The following is a 17,568-nucleotide window of genomic DNA, read 5'->3' as shown; positions in this document are numbered from 1 at the left end:
CGGGCTGCATCAACGCAGGCCTTCCATCTCGCGGATGCGCCGGGCGCCGTCGGCCTCGAGTTGCCTTGTGACGGCGCCGATCAGTGTTTCGGCGACGACGAAGAGCGCCGCCGAGGAGTCCCACGCCGAAGGCACGGCGGTTCGCCCGGCGATGACGTGACGGGCGAAGCGGGCGATCGGCGACAGCCACTGGTCGGTGAACAACACGATCTGCACGCCACGCTGATGCGCCTTCTCGGCGAAGCGGATGAGGCTGTCCTGGTAGCGCCTGATGTCGAAAATGACCAGCACGTCGCGCTTGCCCATGTCGATCAGCCTGTCGCGCCACATGCTTTCCTGGCCGGCGAGGTGAATGACGTCAGGCTGGATGATGGCGAGGTGGGCGGCCATGTAGCGCGCCAGCGGATCGGTGAAGCGGCCGCCGATCAGGAATGTCTTGCCGCGACGCTCGGCGAGGCGGGACGCGATGTCGGCAAGCTGCTTGTCGGACAGGTGCCGGAACGTCTCGCGCATATTGTCGAGCGTTGCCTCCAGCATCGGCGACGCCGTGCCGCCGGGCAAGGGCGGATTGAGCGTGCGGGTCGCAGGGGACTGCAATTGCGCCGCCAGTTCGTCCTGCAGGCTCGACTGGAACTCCGGATAGTTCTGGAAGCCGAGCCTGGCGACGAAACGCAGGATCGTCGGCGAGGACACGCCGGCCGCGGACGAGAATTCGGCGACAGTCTTCAGACCGATCATCGGATAGCTCGCTATCAGCGTCTGGGCCGCGCGCCGCTCGCCGGCCGGCATTGTGCCGATGCGGTCGGCGATCAATTCGGCAATACTGGAAATCATCTTTCCCATCCATGGCCCGGCCGACGGTGTTTTCCCCAAATCGCATTTGACAAAGCCGGGCAAACTGTATGAAATCATCCATAGGGGCGCAATGAGGCAAAATACGTAACATACGATACAGCGCTCCCCGGGGACCGCAGACTATGGAGAAAGCACGGCCCGCCAGCCTTGCATCGCCTGATGCCGTAAGGGTGACCAACCCGGGCGGATCGAGTCCCTTCGTGCTCACCTGCGACCACGCCTCCAATTTCCTGCCCGCCGAATTCGGCACGCTCGGCCTCACCGCCGAGGACCTGTCGCGTCACATCGCCTGGGACCCGGGCGCGCTGCCGGTTGCGCTGCGCATGGCGCAGGCGCTCGATGCGACGCTGGTCGAAACCTGCATTTCGCGTCTCGTCATCGACTGCAACCGGCCGCTTGACGCGCCGGACCTGGTGCCGCCGGTCAGCGAAACCACAGCCATACCGGGCAACACCGGCCTGTCGGAAAAGCAGCGCGCGGCGCGGGTCGCCCTGTCCTGGCAGCCGTTCCATAGCGCCATCGAGCATATTGTCGAAGACAGGCTGGCGCGCGGCCAGGAGACGCGGCTGGTATCGGTGCATTCCTTCACGCCGGTCTACAAAGGCCGAGACCGGCCCTGGCATATCGGCATCATCCACGATGACGACCGCCGGCTGGCGGCGCCGCTGATATCGGCGCTGCGGCACCTTGCCGGCATTACCGTCGGCGTCAACGAACCCTATTCGCCGGCCGACCGCGTCTATTTCACGCTGGAACGCCATGCGCGCCCGCGCGGGCTGCCCTGCGCGATGATCGAAATCCGCAACGATGAAATCTCCGGCGAGACCGGGCAGCGGAAATGGGCGGATTTGCTCACAGGCATCTTTTCGGATCTAGAGCCCGAGGAGACCAGGGGCGCCAGGGAACACGCAGTGGGAAAGTCAGTTCAATCGGCTAGCTGAGAACGCAAGGGGACTAAAAATGGCAGCACCTGGATATACCGAAGTTGACAAGGCGGAGGACGTCAAGGTCCTCCACAGCATGGGCTACGCCCAGGAACTGGAGCGGCGCCTCAGCCGCTTTTCGAATTTCGCCGTTTCCTTCTCCATCATCTGCATCCTGTCGGGCGGCATCAATTCGCTGGCGCAGGCAACGTCGGGCGCCGGCGGCATCGGCATCGGCATCGGCTGGCTGGTCGGCTGCTTCGTCTCGTTGACGTTCGCCGTCGCCATGTCGCAGATCAGCTCGGCCTATCCGACGGCCGGCGGGCTCTATCATTGGGGCTCGATCCTGGGCAACCGCGGCACCGGCTGGGTCACGGCCTGGCTCAACCTGCTCGGCCTGATCACCGTGCTCGGCGCCATCAATGTCGGCACCTGGACGTTCTTCATCGGCGCCTTCGGACCGGCGCTCGGCATCGAAGGCACGCTGACCAACCAGATGATCTTTCTGGTCATCATCACCGGCGCCCAGGCGCTGATCAACCATCTCGGCATCAAGCTGACGGCCAAGCTCACCGACTTCTCGGGCTATCTCATCTTCTTCGGCTCGATCCTGATCGCGGTGGTCTGCCTGCTCTCCGCCGAAACCTGGGATTTCAGCCGGCTGTTTACCTTCCATAACTACTCCGGCGATGCCGGAGGCGGCGTCTGGCCGTCGGTTTCGAATGCCTGGGTGTTCGCGCTCGGCCTCCTGCTGCCGATCTACACCATCACCGGTTACGACGCCTCGGCGCATACGTCCGAGGAGACCATCAAGGCGGCCAGCTCGGTGCCGCGCGCCATGGTCATGTCGGTGATCTGGTCGGCCGTGTTCGGCTATCTGTTCCTGGCCGCGTTCGTGCTGATGATCCCGAACATGGACGATGCCGCCAAGCAAGGCTGGAACGTGTTCTTCTGGGCCTTCGACCAGCGCGTCAGCCCTGGCCTCAAGGAGTTCGTCTATCTCGTCGTGTTCATCGCTCAGCTGCTGTGCGGCCTCGCCACCGTCACCTCAGCCTCGCGCATGATCTTCGCCTTCTCGCGTGACGGCGGCCTGCCGGGTTCGTCGGCACTGGCCAAGGTCAGTCCGACCTACCGCACGCCGGTGGCGGCGATCTGGACGGCATCGATCCTGTCGGTGCTGTTCGTCTGGGGTTCGACGCTGGTTTCGGTCGCCGGCACCTCGGCCTACACCATCGTGGTGTCCTGCACCGTCATCTTCCTGTTCCTGTCCTTCACCGTGCCGATCGTGCTCGGCATGCTGGCCTGGGGCACGCCCAAATGGGACAAGATGGGACCGTGGAACATGGGGCGCGGCGTGTTCATGCTGTTTGCGGTCCTGTCGATCGTGTCGATGATCCTGATCTTCGTCATTGGCATCCAGCCGCCGAACGACTGGGCGCTCTACATCACCGTCGGCTTCTTCATCCTGACCGCGATCGTCTGGTTTGCCTTCGAGCGCAACCGCTTCCAGGGTCCGCCGCTCGGCGACATCATCGCGGCGCGCCAAGCGGCGATCAAGGCGGCTGAGCAGGCCGTCGGCGAAACCGGCCACTGAGGCCAGCATCTCACAGCCATGGCCGGCGCATCGCCGGCCATGGCTTCGACCCTTCGAAATCGACAAGCCCAAAATGACAAGCACTGGAGCGCCAAAGGAATGGCCGGAAATTTCTCGTTCGATCAGTTGAAGAAAGCGGTTTCCGGCGGGGAGATCGACACGGTGCTGGCCTGCATCGTCGATATGCAGGGACGGCTGGCGGGAAAACGGTTCCTGGCCCAGTACTTCGTGGATTCCGCGCATGACGAGACGCATGGCTGCAACTATCTCCTGGCCGCCGACATCGATATGGAGCCGGTGCCCGGCTACAAGGCGGCAAGCTGGTCGAAGGGCTATGGCGATTTCGTCATGAAGCCCGACCTCGCGACGCTGCGGCGCATTCCGTGGCTGGAAAAGACGGCGCTCGTGATCTGCGACGTGCTCGATCACCACACCCATGACGACCTGCCGCATTCCCCGCGCGCCATCCTGAAGAAGCAGGTCAAGCGGCTGACGGAGCGGGGCTATATCGGCTATTTCGCCTCCGAACTCGAATTCTACCTCTTCAGCGAGACCTACGATTCCGCCCGCAAGAAGCACTGGCAGGGCCTCGACACCGCCTCGCCCTATATCGGCGACTATCAGATCGGCATCACCACCAAGGAAGAAGGCGTCATGCGACGGCTTCGCAACGAAATGGAAGCGGCAGGCATCCCGATCGAGAACTCGAAGGGCGAGTGGGGGCCGGGTCAGGAAGAGATCAATGTGCGCTATGCCGAGGCCCTCGACATGGCCGATCGCCACGTCATCCTGAAGAATGGCGCCAAGGAGATCGCCGAATCCGAAGGCAAGGCGATTTCCTTCATGGCCAAGTACAATTACGGGCTCGCCGGCAATTCCAGCCACATCCACAATTCGCTCTGGAGCGCCGACGGCAAGACGCCGCTTTTCTTCGACAGACAAGCCGACTGGACGCTATCGAGCCTCGGCCAGCAGTGGGCGGCGGGTCAACTCAAATACGCCAAGGAGTTCACCTGGTTCCTGGCGCCCTACATCAATTCCTACAAGCGCTTCCAGGCCGGCACGTTCGCGCCGACCAAGATCATGTGGAGCGAAGATAACCGCACCGCCGGCTTCCGCCTGTGCGGCGAGGGCACCAAGGGCATCCGCATGGAGTGCCGCATCGGCGGCGCCGACTTGAACCCCTATCTCGCCTTCGCGGCGTTGATCGCCGCCGGCCTTGCCGGCATCGACGAGAAGCTGGAGCTGCAGAAGCCCTTCGTCGGCGACGCCTATCAGGCCTCGCGCCTGCCGGAGATCCCGAAGACGCTGCGCGACGCCACCGACACGCTGGCCAAGTCCAAGATGCTGAAACAGGCGCTCGGCGAGGACGTGCTCGAACACTACGTCCACACCGCTAAATGGGAGCAGTTCGAATACGACCGCCGCATTACGGATTGGGAACTGCATCGTGGGTTCGAGCGATACTAGAAGATAGTATATTACTATCTTTACCTTGATCGGAAACGCGGATTGGACTAAATTTGTACAATGACCGACGGAACCAAATACCATCCGCTTTTCGAGCATCTTCTGTTCTCGGGCCAAGGCCGTATGTCCATGAGCTTCGCGGAGATCGAGCAAGTAATAGGCGGCCGCTTGCCACCGTCGGCGCGACAGCGGCAGGAATGGTGGGCGAACAGCCCGAGCGGGCACAGCCAGGCGCGCGCCTGGTTGCGCGCAAACTATCGGGCGTCCCATGTCGACCTTGCGAACGAACGCGTGGATTTTAAACTGGAGGGATGGCCCGAGGGCTATCGAAAGCCGAACATGGCTACCATGGACAAGACTCCTCCGGGAATGGCGGAGCCAGCGCAGGCCAGCTACGAACTTCCACGGGAAAATATCGACCATCCGCTTTTCGGCATATGGACAGGCAAGGTTACGCTTTGCCCAGGGCATGATTACACTAAGCCGGCTTTTGAGCCTGATGTGCAGCCGTGACGCATAGGCTGCTGCTCGACACGTGCGCGATCATATGGATAGCGCTGAACGAGCCGATCAGGCCGGAAGCCAAGACTGCGATCAATACCGCCGCGGCTGTTGACGAGAAGATCCGGGTTTCCCCCATATCGGCCTGGGAATTGGGCCTGCTGAGCGCAAACGGCCGATTGGCGGCAGCAAAGTCGCCAACAAGCATTTTTGGGGAAGTGATCGCCACGCCAGGCATCAAGGTAGAGGCTCTTTCGCCGGGCTTATTGATTGAATCGTCCTTCTTGCCCGGATCGCTTCACGGCGATCCGGCAGATAGAATATTGATCGCGACGGCACGGGCGTTCGATCTGACGCTCGTGACGCGCGATCAGTCGATACTGGATTATGCGAGAGCGGGGCATGTTCGCGCCCTTGCCTGCTGACGCTTTGCCTTTCGATATGGAGACATCTTCTTGGAAATCGTGAAACTCAAATCCCCTATCGATGGTTCGGTCTATGCCGAGCGTCCGATCGCCACTGACCAGGCGGTCAATGCCGCTGTCGAGCGCGCCAAAGCGGCGCAGGAGAAGTGGGCCGGGACGCCGATCGTCGAGCGCGGCAAGTACATGCTGGCGATGCTCGAAACGCTGGTCGCCATGACCGACGAAATCGTGCCGGAGATTGCCTGGCAGATGGGGCGTCCGGTGCGCTATGGCGGCGAGTTCGGCGGCGTCAAGGAACGCACCAGCTATATGGTCGAGATCGCCGAGGCGGCGCTGAAATCGGTCCCGGCTTCCAATCCGAAGGACGGGTTCCGCCGCTATGTGAAGAAGGATCCGCTCGGCGTGGTCATGGTGATCGCGCCGTGGAACTATCCTTACCTCACCGCGGTCAACACGATCGTGCCGGCGCTGATGGCCGGCAACACCGTCATCCTCAAACACGCCGCGCAGACGCTGCTTGTCGGCGAGCGTTTCCAACAGGCTTTCGACAAAGCCGGCCTGCCCAAGGGCGTGTTCCAGAACATCGTGCTGAACCACGCGCAGACAGAAAAATTGCTTGGCTCGGGCAAGATCGACCACGTCAATTTCACCGGCTCGGTCGCCGGCGGCCGCGCCATCGAAAAGGCAGCGGCCGGCACCTTCATGACGCTCGGGTTGGAGCTTGGCGGCAAGGATCCTGCCTATGTGCTGCCCGACGCCAAGATTGACCATGCAGTCGCCAATCTGGTCGATGGCGCCTTCTACAATTCCGGCCAGTGCTGCTGCGGCATCGAGCGCGTCTATGTGCATGAGAAGGTCTATGACGAATTCGTCGCAGGCTTCATCGCCGAGACGAAACACTATGTCGTCGGCAACCCGCTCGAACAGGCGACGACGATGGGGCCGATGGCGCAGGCCCGTTTCGCCGACTTGATCCGCGAGCAGAAGGCCGAGGCGCTGCGCAAGGGCGCCAAGGCGCATATCAACATGAAGGTGGCTCAAGACAAGGCCGGCTCGCCCTATCTGGCGCCGGAAGTACTGACCGACGTCGACCACCAGATGAGCGTCATGCGCGAGGAAAGTTTTGGCCCGATCGTCGGCATCATGAAGGTGCGCAACGACGAGGAGGCGATCGCGCTGATGAACGACAGCCCCTACGGCCTGACCGCCTCGATCTGGACGCGCGACACCGAACATGCGGTGGCGATCGGCGACCGCGTCGAGACCGGCACGGTGTTCATGAACCGCTGCGACTACCTCGACCCGGCGCTGGTCTGGACCGGCGTCAAGGACACCGGCAAGGGGGCCGGCTTGTCCGCCATCGGCTACGACAACCTGACCCGGCCGAAATCCTTCCACCTGCGCGAAGCCATCTGATTTTTTGAAAGACAAACATGTCCAAGCTGATCTCCAAATGGAACTACCCCACCACCGTTCGCTTCGGCGCCGGGCGCATCAAGGAATTGCCCGAGGTGCTCGCCGCCACCGGCATCAAGCGGCCGCTCTTCGTCACCGATCCGGGGCTGGCGAAACTGCCGGTCGTCGCTTCGACGCTGAAAATCCTCGATGACGCAAAAGTGCCCTACGGCGTTTTCTCCGAAGTGAAGCCGAATCCGGTCGATTCCAATCTCACCGCCGGCATCGCGGTGTTCAAGAAGGGCAAGCATGACGGCGTCATTGCCTTCGGCGGCGGCTCGGCGCTCGACCTTGGCAAGCTGATCGCCTTCCAGGCGGGACAGACGCGGCCGGTCTGGGATTTCGAGGACATCGGCGACTGGTGGACACGCGCCAACTCGGACGCGATCGCGCCGATCATAGCGGTGCCGACCACCGCCGGCACCGGCTCCGAAGTCGGCCGCGCCGGCGTCATCACCAATGAGGCGACCCACACCAAGAAGGTCATCTTCCATCCGAAGCTGCTGCCGGCGATCGTCATTGCCGATCCGGAACTGTCGGTCGGCATGCCGGGCTTCATCACCGCCGGCACCGGCATGGACGCGCTGGCCCATTGCCTCGAGGCTTATTGCGCGCCGGGCTACCATCCGATGGCCGACGGCATCGCCGTGGAAGGCATCAGGCTTGTTTTCGAGAACCTGCCAAAGGCCTATGCCAACGGCAGGGATCTGGTCGCCCGCGCCAACATGATGAGCGCCGCGGCGATGGGCGCGGCAGCCTTCCAGAAGGGGCTGGGGGCGATCCATTCGCTGTCGCATCCCATCGGGGCGCTCTACGACACCCATCACGGCATGACCAATGCGGTTTTCACGCCCTATGTGCTCGCCTTCAATCGCGAGGCGATCGAGGACCGCATCGCGCGGCTCGCCGCCTATTGCGGCATAAGAGGCGGCTTCGACGGCTTCGCCAAGGCTGTCATCAAGCTTCGCAAGGAATTGAAGGTGCCGCATGCGCTGCCAGGCCTGATCAAGGGGCTCGACATGGACAAGAAGCGCAAGGCCTTGATCGCCGATATGGCGGTGGTCGATCCGACAGCCGGCGGCAACCCGGTCAAGCTGACCAAGAAAGCAGCGCTGACGCTGCTCGAAAATGCAATCGCTGGGACGGTGTGATACCGCTTTCAGGGTAAAGTTGATCTGGAAAATCAGGGGCAACCAAGGGGAAAGGGGTGAAGTGCAAGGCAAAAGTAATTAGCCGGAAAATTAAGTGGTGGCTAATTGCTACAGTCGATTAAAAGGAGTTAACTTTCGTGCTGCCAGCGGTGGGGTTTCATAAAGCTTTCATCTGGCTGTCACACGAAAACGATACCGCATCGCAGGCGTCCAACGGCGTCAGTTCAACGGAGAGAACACATGTTCAAATTCACGGGGAAAGTGCTTTCCCTTTCGGCCGCGGCGCTGTTTGCGTCGACGGTGATTTCGTCCGCGGCTCCGCTGGACGATCTCGTCAAGGCCGCGAAGGCGGAAGGCCAGCTTACCACCATCGCGCTGCCGCATGACTGGTGCGGTTACGGCGACGTCATCGCCGGGTTCAAGGCGAAATATCCGGAAATCACCATCAACGAGCTCAATCCCGACGCCGGTTCGGGCGACGAGGTCGAGGCGATCAAGGCCAACAAGGACAATAAGGGCCCGCAGGCGCCCGACGTCATCGACGTCGGCCTGTCCTTCGGCCCGACCGCCAAGGCCGACGGCCTGCTGATGCCCTACAAGGTGTCGACCTGGGACTCGATCCCCGACAGCGCCAAGGATGCCGACGGCGCCTGGTACGGTGATTACTACGGCGTTCTGGCGATGATGGTGAACAAGGATCTGGTCAAGGAATCGCCGAAGGACTGGGCCGATCTGCTGAAGCCGGAATTCGCCAATTCGGTGGCTCTCGCCGGTGATCCGCGCGCTTCGAACCAGGCCATCCAGGCGGTCTATGCCGCTGGTCTTTCGAGTGGAGCCGCGGCTGGCGAAGCCGCGGGCACCGCCGGCCTCGACTTCTTCAAGAAGCTCAATGCCGCCGGCAACTTCGTACCGGTCATCGGCAAGCCGGCGACACTCGCCCAGGGTCAGACCCCGATTCTGATCAACTGGGACTACAACGCGCTCGCCGGCCGCGACACGCTGAAGGGCAACCCGCCGGTCGACGTCGTCGTGCCGAAGACCGGCGTCGTCGCCGGCGTCTACGTGCAGGCGATCAGCGCCTATGCGCCGCATCCGAACGCAGCCAAGCTCTGGATGGAATACCTCTATTCAGACGAAGGCCAGATCGGCTGGCTCAAGGGCTATTGCCACCCGATCCGCTTCAACGATCTCGCCAAGAACGGCAAGATCCCGGCGGACGTGCTGGCCAAGCTGCCGCCGGCGGAAGCCTATGCTTCGGCGGTGTTCCCGACGCTGGACGAGCAGGGCAAGGCCAAGGAAGCCGTCACCAAGAACTGGGACTCCGTTGTCGGTGCCAACGTCAAGTAACAGTTGAAATCCACCGGGCGGCTTCGCGGCCGCCCGGTTCCCCCTCGAAGACGGTAGCCGGCGCATGACCGATCTCTCGCTTTCCAATCACGATGCCGCAGGCAAGACCGCGCCGCCCGCGGAGGCACGCGCATTGCGATTGCCGACGCAATGGCTCGGCGTCGCACCGTTCTTCATCTTCGCCATCATGTTCCTGATTTTGCCCACGCTCTATCTGATGCTGGGCGCGTTCCAGAATGATGCCGGCGAATTCACGCTCGAAAACATCGTCGCTCTGGCGCAGCCGTCGATCGTTGCCGCTTACTGGATATCGATCAAGGTTAGCCTGGCCTCGGCGCTGATCGGTGCTTTCGCGGGCCTGGCCATCGCCATCGCCATCGTGCGCGGCGGGCTGCCGGACTGGATACGCTCGGCGACCCTGACCTTTTCCGGCGTTGCCTCCAATTTCGCCGGCGTGCCGCTGGCCTTCGCCTTCCTCGCCACGCTCGGCCGGCTCGGTCTTGCCACGGTGATCCTGAACACCGTGTTCGGCCTCAACATCTATGCCCACGGCTTCAATATCCTGTCCTTCTGGGGCTTGACGCTGACCTATGTCTATTTCCAGATCCCGCTGATGGTGGTCATCATCACGCCGGCGATCGATGGCTTGAAGAAGGAATGGGGTGAAGCTGCCGCCACGCTTGGCGCGACCACCGCGCAATATTGGCGCATCGTGGTCATCCCGGTGATCTGGCCGAGTTTTCTCGGCACCGTGATCCTGCTTTTCGCCAACGCCTTCGGGGCGATCGCCACCGCCTATGCGCTGACCGGCTCGTCGCTCAACATCGTGCCGATCCTGCTCTACGCGCAAATCCGCGGCGACGTGCTGCACAATGCCCATCTCGGCTACGCGATCGCCTTCGGCATGATCGTCATCACCGGCCTGGCCAATGTCTTCTACATCTGGTTCCGGACCCGTTCCGAGAGGTGGCTGAAATGAAGTCGGGCAAATTCTGGGCCTGGGTGGTCTTCATCCTCGGCGCGGCCTATTTCTTCATCCCGCTGATCGCGACGGTGGAATTTTCCATGCGCATGCGGCGCGGCGCCTATTCCTTCGACGCCTACCGGATCGTGCTCGGCGACGCGCGTTTCCAGGCGACCTTCCTGTATTCGGTGGTCGCCGCCATCTTCACCATCATTCTGGGTGTGCTGATCGTGGTGCCGGCGGCCTACTGGATCCGATTGCGGCTGCCGCAGCTCAGGCCGATCGTCGAGTTCATCACGCTTTTGCCGTTGGTCATTCCGGCCATCGTCATCGTCTTCGGCTATATCAGGATGTACGGCTCGAATTCACCCTTGCCGTTCCTCGGGTCCGATATGGGAACCAATGCCTTGCTGGTCATCGGCTATGCGACCTTGGCGCTGCCCTATATGTATCGTGCCGTCGATACGGGGCTCCGAACCATCGACGTGCGGACGTTGACGGAAGCGGCCCAGATCCTCGGAGCCGGCTGGGGCACGATCATCACCCGCGTCATCCTTCCCAATGTGCTGATTGCGGTGTTGTCCGGCGCCTTCCTGACATTCGCCATCGTCATCGGCGAGTTTACGATGGCGAGCTTGCTGAACCGGCCGGCTTTCGGCCCGTATCTGCAGAATGTCGGGGCCAACCGCGCCTATGAGCCGGCGGCCCTTGCCATCATCGCCTTCGTCATCACCTGGGGCTGCATGTCGCTGATCCAGATCCTGTCGCGCTTCGCGCCGAAATCGGCTAATCGTCCGAACTGACCCGAAAGAAAAAGCCATGGCCGAGCCATTCCTCTCCATCCAGCATGTGCGAAAATCCTTCGGCGCCACCACTGTTGTCGAGGATTTCAATCTCGACGTCGAACCGGGCGAGTTCGTCTCTTTCCTCGGCCCGTCAGGCTGCGGCAAGACGACGGTGCTGCGCATGGTCGCCGGCTTCGAGGAGCCGTCGGCCGGCAAGATCGTCGTTGGCAGCAAGGACATCACCAGGCTGAAGCCGAACCAGCGCAATGTCGGCATGGTGTTCCAGGCCTATGCGCTGTTCCCGAACCTGACCGTGGCGCAGAACATCGGCTTCGGACTGAAAGTCGCCGGCATGTCCAGGGCGGATATCGACGCCCGTGTCGCCGAAATGCTGGGCATCATCAAGCTGCCGCAGATGGCCGACCGCTATCCTTATCAGCTCTCGGGCGGCCAGCAGCAGCGCATCGCGCTGGCCCGCGCCATCGCACCGAAGCCGAAGCTCTTGCTGCTCGACGAGCCGCTGTCGGCGCTTGATGCCAAGGTGCGCGTCTCGCTGCGCGAGGAAATCCGCTCGATCCAGAAGAAGCTCGGCATCACCACCATCTTCGTCACCCATGACCAGGAAGAGGCGCTGTCGATCTCCGACCGCATCGCGGTGATGTATGGCGGCAAGGCCGAGCAGGTCGGCACGCCGTTCGAGATCTACAACCGGCCGGCAACCAAGTTCGTCGCCAATTTCGTCGGCACGCTGAACGTGCTGGAAGGCACCGTCACCGACGCGGCGTCGGGCAAGGTTCGTGTCAACACCGAGGAAGTCTCGCTCAAGGGCAGGCTCAACGGCTCGAAGTCCGGCGACACGCTGTCATTGGCGTTGCGGCCGGAAGCCATTTCGCTCGGCCGCCAGCCCGGTCGCGATTCAAGCCTGTCCGGCGAGATCTCCGAAGTGCACTTTCTCGGCTCGGTGATCCGGGTCCGGGTCGGCATCGGCGGCAACACCGTCTCGCTCGACACGTTCAACAGTTCGACGACGCCACCGCCGGCCGTTGGCGAGAAGGCGGAGATTTCCTTCTCGTCGGGCGACCTGCTGGTGCTGCACTGACGCGGCCGAAGCGCCCTGCCGATCCGGTCACCGGTCCAGTTGCCGGACGATGCACTCCTATTGGACAATCAACAGCATCCTGCGGCTTTGCCACTGCCAAGAGCTCCGCTTCGCCGCTACGATGAGCCATGGCGCTATTTGAACTCACCCTTGTCCTCCTGCTGATCGCCGTTGCGCTGACGGCGTTGTCGCGGCGCCTGCAGGTTCCTTACCCCGCCTTGCTGGCGCTGGCGGGCGCCGGCCTTGGCTTCCTGCCCGGCGCGCCGACGATCGAGATCGATCCGGAACTGGCGCTTGCGCTGTTCATTGCGCCGGTGCTGCTCGACGCGGCCTACGACACATCGCTGCGCGATCTTAACCGCTACAGGCTGCCGCTTGTGCTGCTGGCGCTTGGCGCGGTCGTTTTCACGACCGCCGTCGTGGCACTGGTCGGCTGGAAAATGGCCGGCCTGCCGATCGCCGCCGCCATAGCCCTTGGCGCCATCGTGGCGCCGCCGGACGCGGTTGCCGCGAGCGCCGTGCTCGGGCAGTTCAAGGTGCCGCACCGCATCACGGCCATCCTTCAGGGCGAAAGCCTGCTCAATGACGCCACCGCGCTTTTGATCTATCGCATCGCGATCACCGCCGCCGCCGGTCCCGTTCTTTTGGGCAGTGCCGTTCCGATGGTCCTGCTGTCGACCATCGGCAGCCTGGCCGCGGGCTATCTGCTCGGCCGCCTGTCCCAGGCGATGCTTGGACGTATCGAAGATGCGGCGAGCGGCACCGTCGTGCAGTTCGCCGGGACGTTCGGCGTCTGGATCCTGGCTGACAGGCTGGGGCTCTCGGCCATCATCACCATCGTCGTCTATGCCATGACCATCGCGCGCACCGCACCGCGGCGCATGTCGGCCAGAAAGCGCGTCAGCTCCTATTCCGTCTGGGAGACGGCGGTGTTCGTGCTTAACGTGCTGGCTTTCGTGCTGATGGGCCTGCAGGCGCGGCTGATCGTCGGTCGCCTGGCCGAGCAGGGACAGTCCGAGGCGTTCCTGTTTGCAGGGACGATCCTGGCGGTCGTCATCGTTTCCCGCCTTGCCTGGGTGCTGGGCTGCGGCGCCGTGATCCGATGGCTTGCCCGCTTCGGCAATGCGGAGCAGCGGCAAGAGGTGCCGTCGTTTCGCGGCGGGGTGCTGATCGGCTGGTGCGGCATGCGCGGCCTGGTGACGCTGGCGGCTGCCTTCGCATTGCCGGCGGACTTCCCCGGCCGCGATCCGATCGTGCTCACCGCCTTTTGCGTTGTGCTGGGCACGCTTGTCCTGCAAGGCATGAGCCTGAAGCCGTTGCTGCGCCTGCTTCGTCTCGAACCGGACGAGACCATAGACCGCGAGGTCGCGCAGGCCCGTGTCGCCATCATGCAAGCGGCCCTCGACATATTGAGCGGCAAGACCTCGACCGCGGCGGCGGCGGTGCGCGAGCAGTATGCCGCCCAGCGCAAGGTCGCCAAGAACCCCGACGACGCCCAGGCAGCAACCGAGTACGACCGGCTGCGGCTCTATGCCATCAAGCGCCAGCGCGACGCGCTGGAAGAACTTCGCCGCAACGGGACGATCGGTGACGAGGCCTATCACCGGCTGGAGGAAGAAATCGACTGGTCGGAGCTGGCGGCTTCCCCGGCGGGACGGTTCCAGCCGCTGACGACCTAGGCGAGGCGAGGGGCTTTTGCGTCGTGGCCCAGCCGGGCCGCCGCGGCGGTCCATTGCAAGGTCGCCGTCGAAACGGTACTGCCGTCACCAAACTGAAGCCGGATAAGCAATGAAGCTGGTCAGCTACAATATCCAATACGGGTTCGGCAGCGACGGCCTCTACGATCCGGCGCGCGCCGCGCGCATTGTTGCCGGCGCCGATATCATCGCCTTGCAGGAGGTCGAGCGGCACTGGCAGCGCAGCAATTTCGACGACCAGCCAGAGCTGCTTTCGCGCCTGCTGCCGGACTATCACTGGGTCTACGGCCCGGCCTTCGACATGGACGCCAGCGAACAGCGCGACGGCCGCATCGTCAACCGGCGCCGGCAGTTCGGCACCATGGTGCTGTCGAAGCTGCCGATCGTCTGGTCGCGGCTGCATGCGCTGCCGATGCGCCGCACACTGCGGCCGCTCAACACCCGCAACGCGGCGCTCGAATGCATGATCCGCACGCCGGCGGGTCCGGTGCGGGTGCTTTCATTGCATCTCGCCCATGTCGCGGTTGAAGAACGGCTGGAGCAGATCGATTATCTGCTCGCCGAGCATCGCCGGGCGCCCTCCGATGGGGGGCCGTGGAGCGGCGCCGACGACGAACCGGCGCGCAATTGGAGCAATGGCGAGCCAGAGCCGGAGAAACCCGCCGGCGGCGATCTGGATGGGCGATTTCAACATGGAGCCGGGCAGCGCCGAATACCGCCGCATCGTCGGCAGCACGCCCTATCATCGCGGTGCCGCCTATCTGGATGGGTTCGTCGATGCCGCTGCCGTGGCGATTGAACCGGCGGATGACTTCCACACGCATGAGAAGATCATCGACGGCAGGCTGGCAAAGCGCCGGCTCGATCATTGCTTCGTCGGCGGCCTGTTTGCCGGTCGTGTGCGCTCCGTCAGCTCGGACATTGGCGAAGTGGCTTCCGATCATTTTCCGGTCAGGATCGACATCGATCTCGAAACGCCCGCCGGCCCCGGAGGCGGATGAGGCTTAAATGACGCTTTTCGTCTTCTTCGCGGTGCTTGCCGCGGCCGCGATGCACGCGATCTGGAATGCGCTGGTCAAGGTCCATCTCGACCGCTTCCTGTCGATCACCCTGATGACGCTTGGCATGGGATTTGCCGCGCTTTTCGCACTTCCCTTCGTCGAGGTGCCGAGGGCGGAAGTCTGGCTCTATATCATTGCCTCCGTCGTCTTCCACATGGGCTACCGGACCTTCCTGATCGGCGCTTACCAGGCCGGCGACTTCGCCCAGACCTATCCTCTGGCGCGCGGCACTGCGCCCTTGCTGGCAGCGCTTGGCGGTATGTTCGTGGTCGCCGAAGTGCCGGCGCCGCTCGCCATCCTGGGTATTCTTTTGCTGTCGGCCGGCACGCTGGTGATGTCATTTCGCGGCGGCGCGCATCTGGAACGATTGAACCTGCGCGCGGTGGGCTTTGCGCTGGGGACCTCGATCTTCATCGCGAGCTACACACTGTCCGACGGCAGCGGGGCGCGGCTGGCGGCCACGGCGCAGAGCTATGCCGCCTGGCTGTTCGTGTGCGATGCGCTTGGAGCGCTGGTGCTGTGCCTGATCTTCCGTGGACCGCGGGCCTTGCCGGTGCTGGCGCGCGACTGGAAAGCGGGGCTGTTCACCGGCGTGCTGAGCGGCGCTGCCTACTGGATCGTCATGTGGGCTATGACCAAGGCGCCGATCGCCTCGGTGGCGTCGCTGCGCGAGACCTCCATCCTGTTCGCCATGGTGATCTCGGTGTTCGCGCTCGGCGAGAAGATGACAGGCTGGCGCGGCGCGGCCGCGCTCAGCATCGTCGCCGGCGTCGTGGCGCTCAGACTCGGCTGACGTCGTGGTCCAGCACGGTCATCACCTGGCCGCGCCGTTCCGGACTGAAGCGGATGACGATGATGATGCAGACGGCGACCACGCCGGCGAACAGCGCCAACGCGTAGCCATAGCTGCCTCCGGGAGCCTCGGCTATGCCCGCCTGATAGGGACCGCCATAGGAGGCTGCGAGATTGCCGGCCTGGTAGATGAAGCCGGGCAGGGTCGCGCGCACCGCGCCGGGCGAGAGCTCGTTGAGGTGCACCGGAATGACGCCCCAGGCGCCCTGGACCGCGACCTGCATGACGAAGGCGCCGGTGGCCAGCATGAAGGGCGTCGAGCTGTAGGCCCATAGCGGGATGGACGGCAAGGCAATCAGGCAGGCGAGCGTGATCGCATTGACGCGGCCGATCTTCTCGGACAGCGCCCCGAACGCCAGACCGCCGACGATGGCGCCGATGTTGGCGACGATGGTGATCCAGCTCACCGTGTGCGGGTCGAAACCATGCTGCTTCTTCAGGAATGTCGGGTAGAGATCCTGCGTGCCGTGGCTGAAGAAGTTGAAGAACATCATCAGCACGACCGCATAGAGGGCGACGCCCCAGTGCTTTTGCAGTGTCTCCAGCATGCCGGGCCTTGCGGTCTTCCGCGCCTCGACGAAGGCCGGCGATTCCGGAACATGTGAGCGGATGAAAAGGACGATCAGGGCCGGGATGAAACTGAGCAGGAACATGGCGCGCCAGCCGATCGTGTAGCCGCCGATCGTCTGGTGATAGAGCAGGCCATAGACGACCGCCGCTAGGAGGTAGCCGGCCGGATAGCCGCATTGCAGGATGCCCGAGACCATGCCGCGGGCGCTGGGCGGGATGGATTCCATGGCAAGCGAGGAGCCAAGTCCCCATTCGCCGCCCATGGCGATGCCGAACAGTGCGCGCAGCGCCAGGAATATGCCGAGATTGGGCGAGAAGGCGGCCAAAGCGCCGATCACGGAATAACTGACGATGTTGAGCATCAGGATGGGCTTGCGCCCGAATTTGTCTGCCAACGTGCCGAAGAAGAACGCGCCAATGAAGCGCGTCGCAAGGGTCAGGAAAAGCGCCTTTGACACCGCCGGGACGTCGGTCTGGAATTCAGACGCAATGTCGGTGAGCAGGAATGTCAGAAGGAAGAAATCGAAAGCGTCGAGCGTCCAGCCCAGGAATGAGGCAAGGACGGTTTTCTTCTGCTGCGAATTGAGCTTCAAGGCGTTCCTCCTGATGTCGAGGAACGTTATCGCGTCGAGGCGAACAATCGTCAGTCACTTTTCAGAGAACTTGGTCACGTTTGCGTAGGGGGTCACCGAGTCCACAGCCGCATTCATTGGACGCCCGCCGGCCGAAGCCGACGGGCTATCAGCCCAGCAGGTGGTTCCAACTGACGCGAGGCACCTGGAGGCCAAGGTTGCGAGTCGAGACATCAGCGGCAATGCG

15 protein-coding genes and 1 pseudogene are annotated in these 17,568 nt (G+C 63.2%); 14 read left to right on the top strand and 2 right to left on the bottom strand.

Annotated elements, in window-relative coordinates; all coding sequences use genetic code 11:
- Nucleotides 1-9: 9 nt before the first annotated feature.
- Nucleotides 10-834 (bottom strand): MurR/RpiR family transcriptional regulator, encoded by an 825-nt coding sequence (locus ACIU1A_RS23025; RefSeq protein WP_140496311.1) that lies wholly within the window; start codon nt 832-834, stop codon nt 10-12.
- A gap of 143 nt (nt 835-977) precedes the next feature.
- Between ACIU1A_RS23025 and ACIU1A_RS23020 the strand changes: the two genes are divergently transcribed.
- From ACIU1A_RS23020 to ACIU1A_RS22955, 14 genes and pseudogenes are all read left to right on the top strand, one after another.
- Nucleotides 978-1,796, top strand: a complete 819-nt coding sequence (locus ACIU1A_RS23020; protein WP_140513702.1) for an N-formylglutamate amidohydrolase — start codon at nt 978-980, stop codon at nt 1,794-1,796.
- 19 nt (nt 1,797-1,815) lie between these two features.
- Entirely contained in the window at nt 1,816-3,372 is a 1,557-nt protein-coding gene (locus ACIU1A_RS23015; RefSeq protein ID WP_140496309.1) for an amino acid permease, read from the top strand.
- A gap of 99 nt (nt 3,373-3,471) precedes the next feature.
- A complete protein-coding gene (locus ACIU1A_RS23010; protein WP_140496308.1) occupies nt 3,472-4,842 on the top strand; it encodes a glutamine synthetase family protein in 1,371 nt (456 codons plus the stop codon).
- Nucleotides 4,843-4,902: 60 nt separating this feature from the next.
- Entirely contained in the window at nt 4,903-5,355 is a 453-nt protein-coding gene (locus ACIU1A_RS23005; RefSeq protein ID WP_140896412.1) for a hypothetical protein, read from the top strand.
- The gene (locus ACIU1A_RS23000; protein ID WP_140522425.1) at nt 5,352-5,768 is read left to right on the top strand and encodes a type II toxin-antitoxin system VapC family toxin; all 417 of its coding nucleotides are present in this window, start codon (nt 5,352-5,354) and stop codon (nt 5,766-5,768) included. The genes ACIU1A_RS23005 and ACIU1A_RS23000 overlap by 4 nt, the downstream gene beginning before the upstream one ends.
- Nucleotides 5,769-5,798: 30 nt before the next feature.
- Nucleotides 5,799-7,184: an aldehyde dehydrogenase family protein gene (locus ACIU1A_RS22995; protein WP_140556532.1), complete on the top strand. Its 1,386-nt coding sequence runs from the start codon at nt 5,799-5,801 to the stop codon at nt 7,182-7,184.
- 17 nt (nt 7,185-7,201) lie between these two features.
- Complete coding sequence (locus tag ACIU1A_RS22990) at nt 7,202-8,374, top strand: iron-containing alcohol dehydrogenase (RefSeq protein WP_404925361.1); 1,173 nt, start codon at nt 7,202-7,204, stop codon at nt 8,372-8,374.
- Between the two features lie 240 nt (nt 8,375-8,614).
- Nucleotides 8,615-9,721 (top strand): ABC transporter substrate-binding protein, encoded by a 1,107-nt coding sequence (locus ACIU1A_RS22985; protein ID WP_140522419.1) that lies wholly within the window; start codon nt 8,615-8,617, stop codon nt 9,719-9,721.
- A gap of 64 nt (nt 9,722-9,785) precedes the next feature.
- Nucleotides 9,786-10,700, top strand: coding sequence for an ABC transporter permease subunit (locus ACIU1A_RS22980; RefSeq protein ID WP_140496302.1), 915 nt, complete (start codon nt 9,786-9,788; stop codon nt 10,698-10,700).
- Nucleotides 10,697-11,488: an ABC transporter permease gene (locus tag ACIU1A_RS22975; RefSeq protein ID WP_140496301.1), complete on the top strand. Its 792-nt coding sequence runs from the start codon at nt 10,697-10,699 to the stop codon at nt 11,486-11,488. The genes ACIU1A_RS22980 and ACIU1A_RS22975 overlap by 4 nt, the downstream gene beginning before the upstream one ends.
- Before the next feature lie 16 nt (nt 11,489-11,504).
- Nucleotides 11,505-12,569 (top strand): ABC transporter ATP-binding protein, encoded by a 1,065-nt coding sequence (locus ACIU1A_RS22970; RefSeq protein WP_140496300.1) that lies wholly within the window; start codon nt 11,505-11,507, stop codon nt 12,567-12,569.
- Nucleotides 12,570-12,697: 128 nt separating this feature from the next.
- The gene (locus tag ACIU1A_RS22965) at nt 12,698-14,248 is read left to right on the top strand and encodes a sodium:proton antiporter (RefSeq protein WP_140513695.1); all 1,551 of its coding nucleotides are present in this window, start codon (nt 12,698-12,700) and stop codon (nt 14,246-14,248) included.
- A 109-nt stretch (nt 14,249-14,357) separates the two neighbouring features.
- A pseudogene (locus ACIU1A_RS22960) lies at nt 14,358-15,267 on the top strand (endonuclease/exonuclease/phosphatase family protein).
- A gap of 7 nt (nt 15,268-15,274) precedes the next feature.
- The gene (locus tag ACIU1A_RS22955; protein ID WP_140496297.1) at nt 15,275-16,120 is read left to right on the top strand and encodes an EamA family transporter; all 846 of its coding nucleotides are present in this window, start codon (nt 15,275-15,277) and stop codon (nt 16,118-16,120) included.
- On the opposite strand, the gene ACIU1A_RS22950 is transcribed toward ACIU1A_RS22955, so the two are convergent.
- The gene (locus tag ACIU1A_RS22950) at nt 16,107-17,342 is read right to left on the bottom strand and encodes an MFS transporter (protein WP_404925360.1); all 1,236 of its coding nucleotides are present in this window, start codon (nt 17,340-17,342) and stop codon (nt 16,107-16,109) included. The genes ACIU1A_RS22955 and ACIU1A_RS22950 overlap by 14 nt on opposite strands.
- Nucleotides 17,343-17,568: the final 226 nt, after the last annotated feature.

Source organism: Mesorhizobium maamorense, from assembly GCF_044998965.1.
Taxonomy (GTDB): Bacteria; Pseudomonadota; Alphaproteobacteria; order Rhizobiales; family Rhizobiaceae; genus Mesorhizobium.
Note: the sequence above shows the minus strand (reverse complement) of the source record. Positions and strands in the feature narration are given on the sequence as shown.

Coding starts and splice junctions, on each gene's coding strand:
- ACIU1A_RS22985 (WP_140522419.1), top strand. CDS start 8,615: ATGTTCAAATTCACGGGGAAAGTGCTTTCCCTTTCGGCCGCGGCGCTG.
- ACIU1A_RS23020 (WP_140513702.1), top strand. CDS start 978: ATGGAGAAAGCACGGCCCGCCAGCCTTGCATCGCCTGATGCCGTAAGG.
- ACIU1A_RS22980 (WP_140496302.1), top strand. CDS start 9,786: ATGACCGATCTCTCGCTTTCCAATCACGATGCCGCAGGCAAGACCGCG.
- ACIU1A_RS23005 (WP_140896412.1), top strand. CDS start 4,903: ATGACCGACGGAACCAAATACCATCCGCTTTTCGAGCATCTTCTGTTC.
- ACIU1A_RS22990 (WP_404925361.1), top strand. CDS start 7,202: ATGTCCAAGCTGATCTCCAAATGGAACTACCCCACCACCGTTCGCTTC.
- ACIU1A_RS23025 (WP_140496311.1), bottom strand. CDS start 834: ATGATTTCCAGTATTGCCGAATTGATCGCCGACCGCATCGGCACAATG.
- ACIU1A_RS22975 (WP_140496301.1), top strand. CDS start 10,697: ATGAAGTCGGGCAAATTCTGGGCCTGGGTGGTCTTCATCCTCGGCGCG.
- ACIU1A_RS23010 (WP_140496308.1), top strand. CDS start 3,472: ATGGCCGGAAATTTCTCGTTCGATCAGTTGAAGAAAGCGGTTTCCGGC.
- ACIU1A_RS22970 (WP_140496300.1), top strand. CDS start 11,505: ATGGCCGAGCCATTCCTCTCCATCCAGCATGTGCGAAAATCCTTCGGC.
- ACIU1A_RS22955 (WP_140496297.1), top strand. CDS start 15,275: ATGACGCTTTTCGTCTTCTTCGCGGTGCTTGCCGCGGCCGCGATGCAC.
- ACIU1A_RS22965 (WP_140513695.1), top strand. CDS start 12,698: ATGGCGCTATTTGAACTCACCCTTGTCCTCCTGCTGATCGCCGTTGCG.
- ACIU1A_RS23015 (WP_140496309.1), top strand. CDS start 1,816: ATGGCAGCACCTGGATATACCGAAGTTGACAAGGCGGAGGACGTCAAG.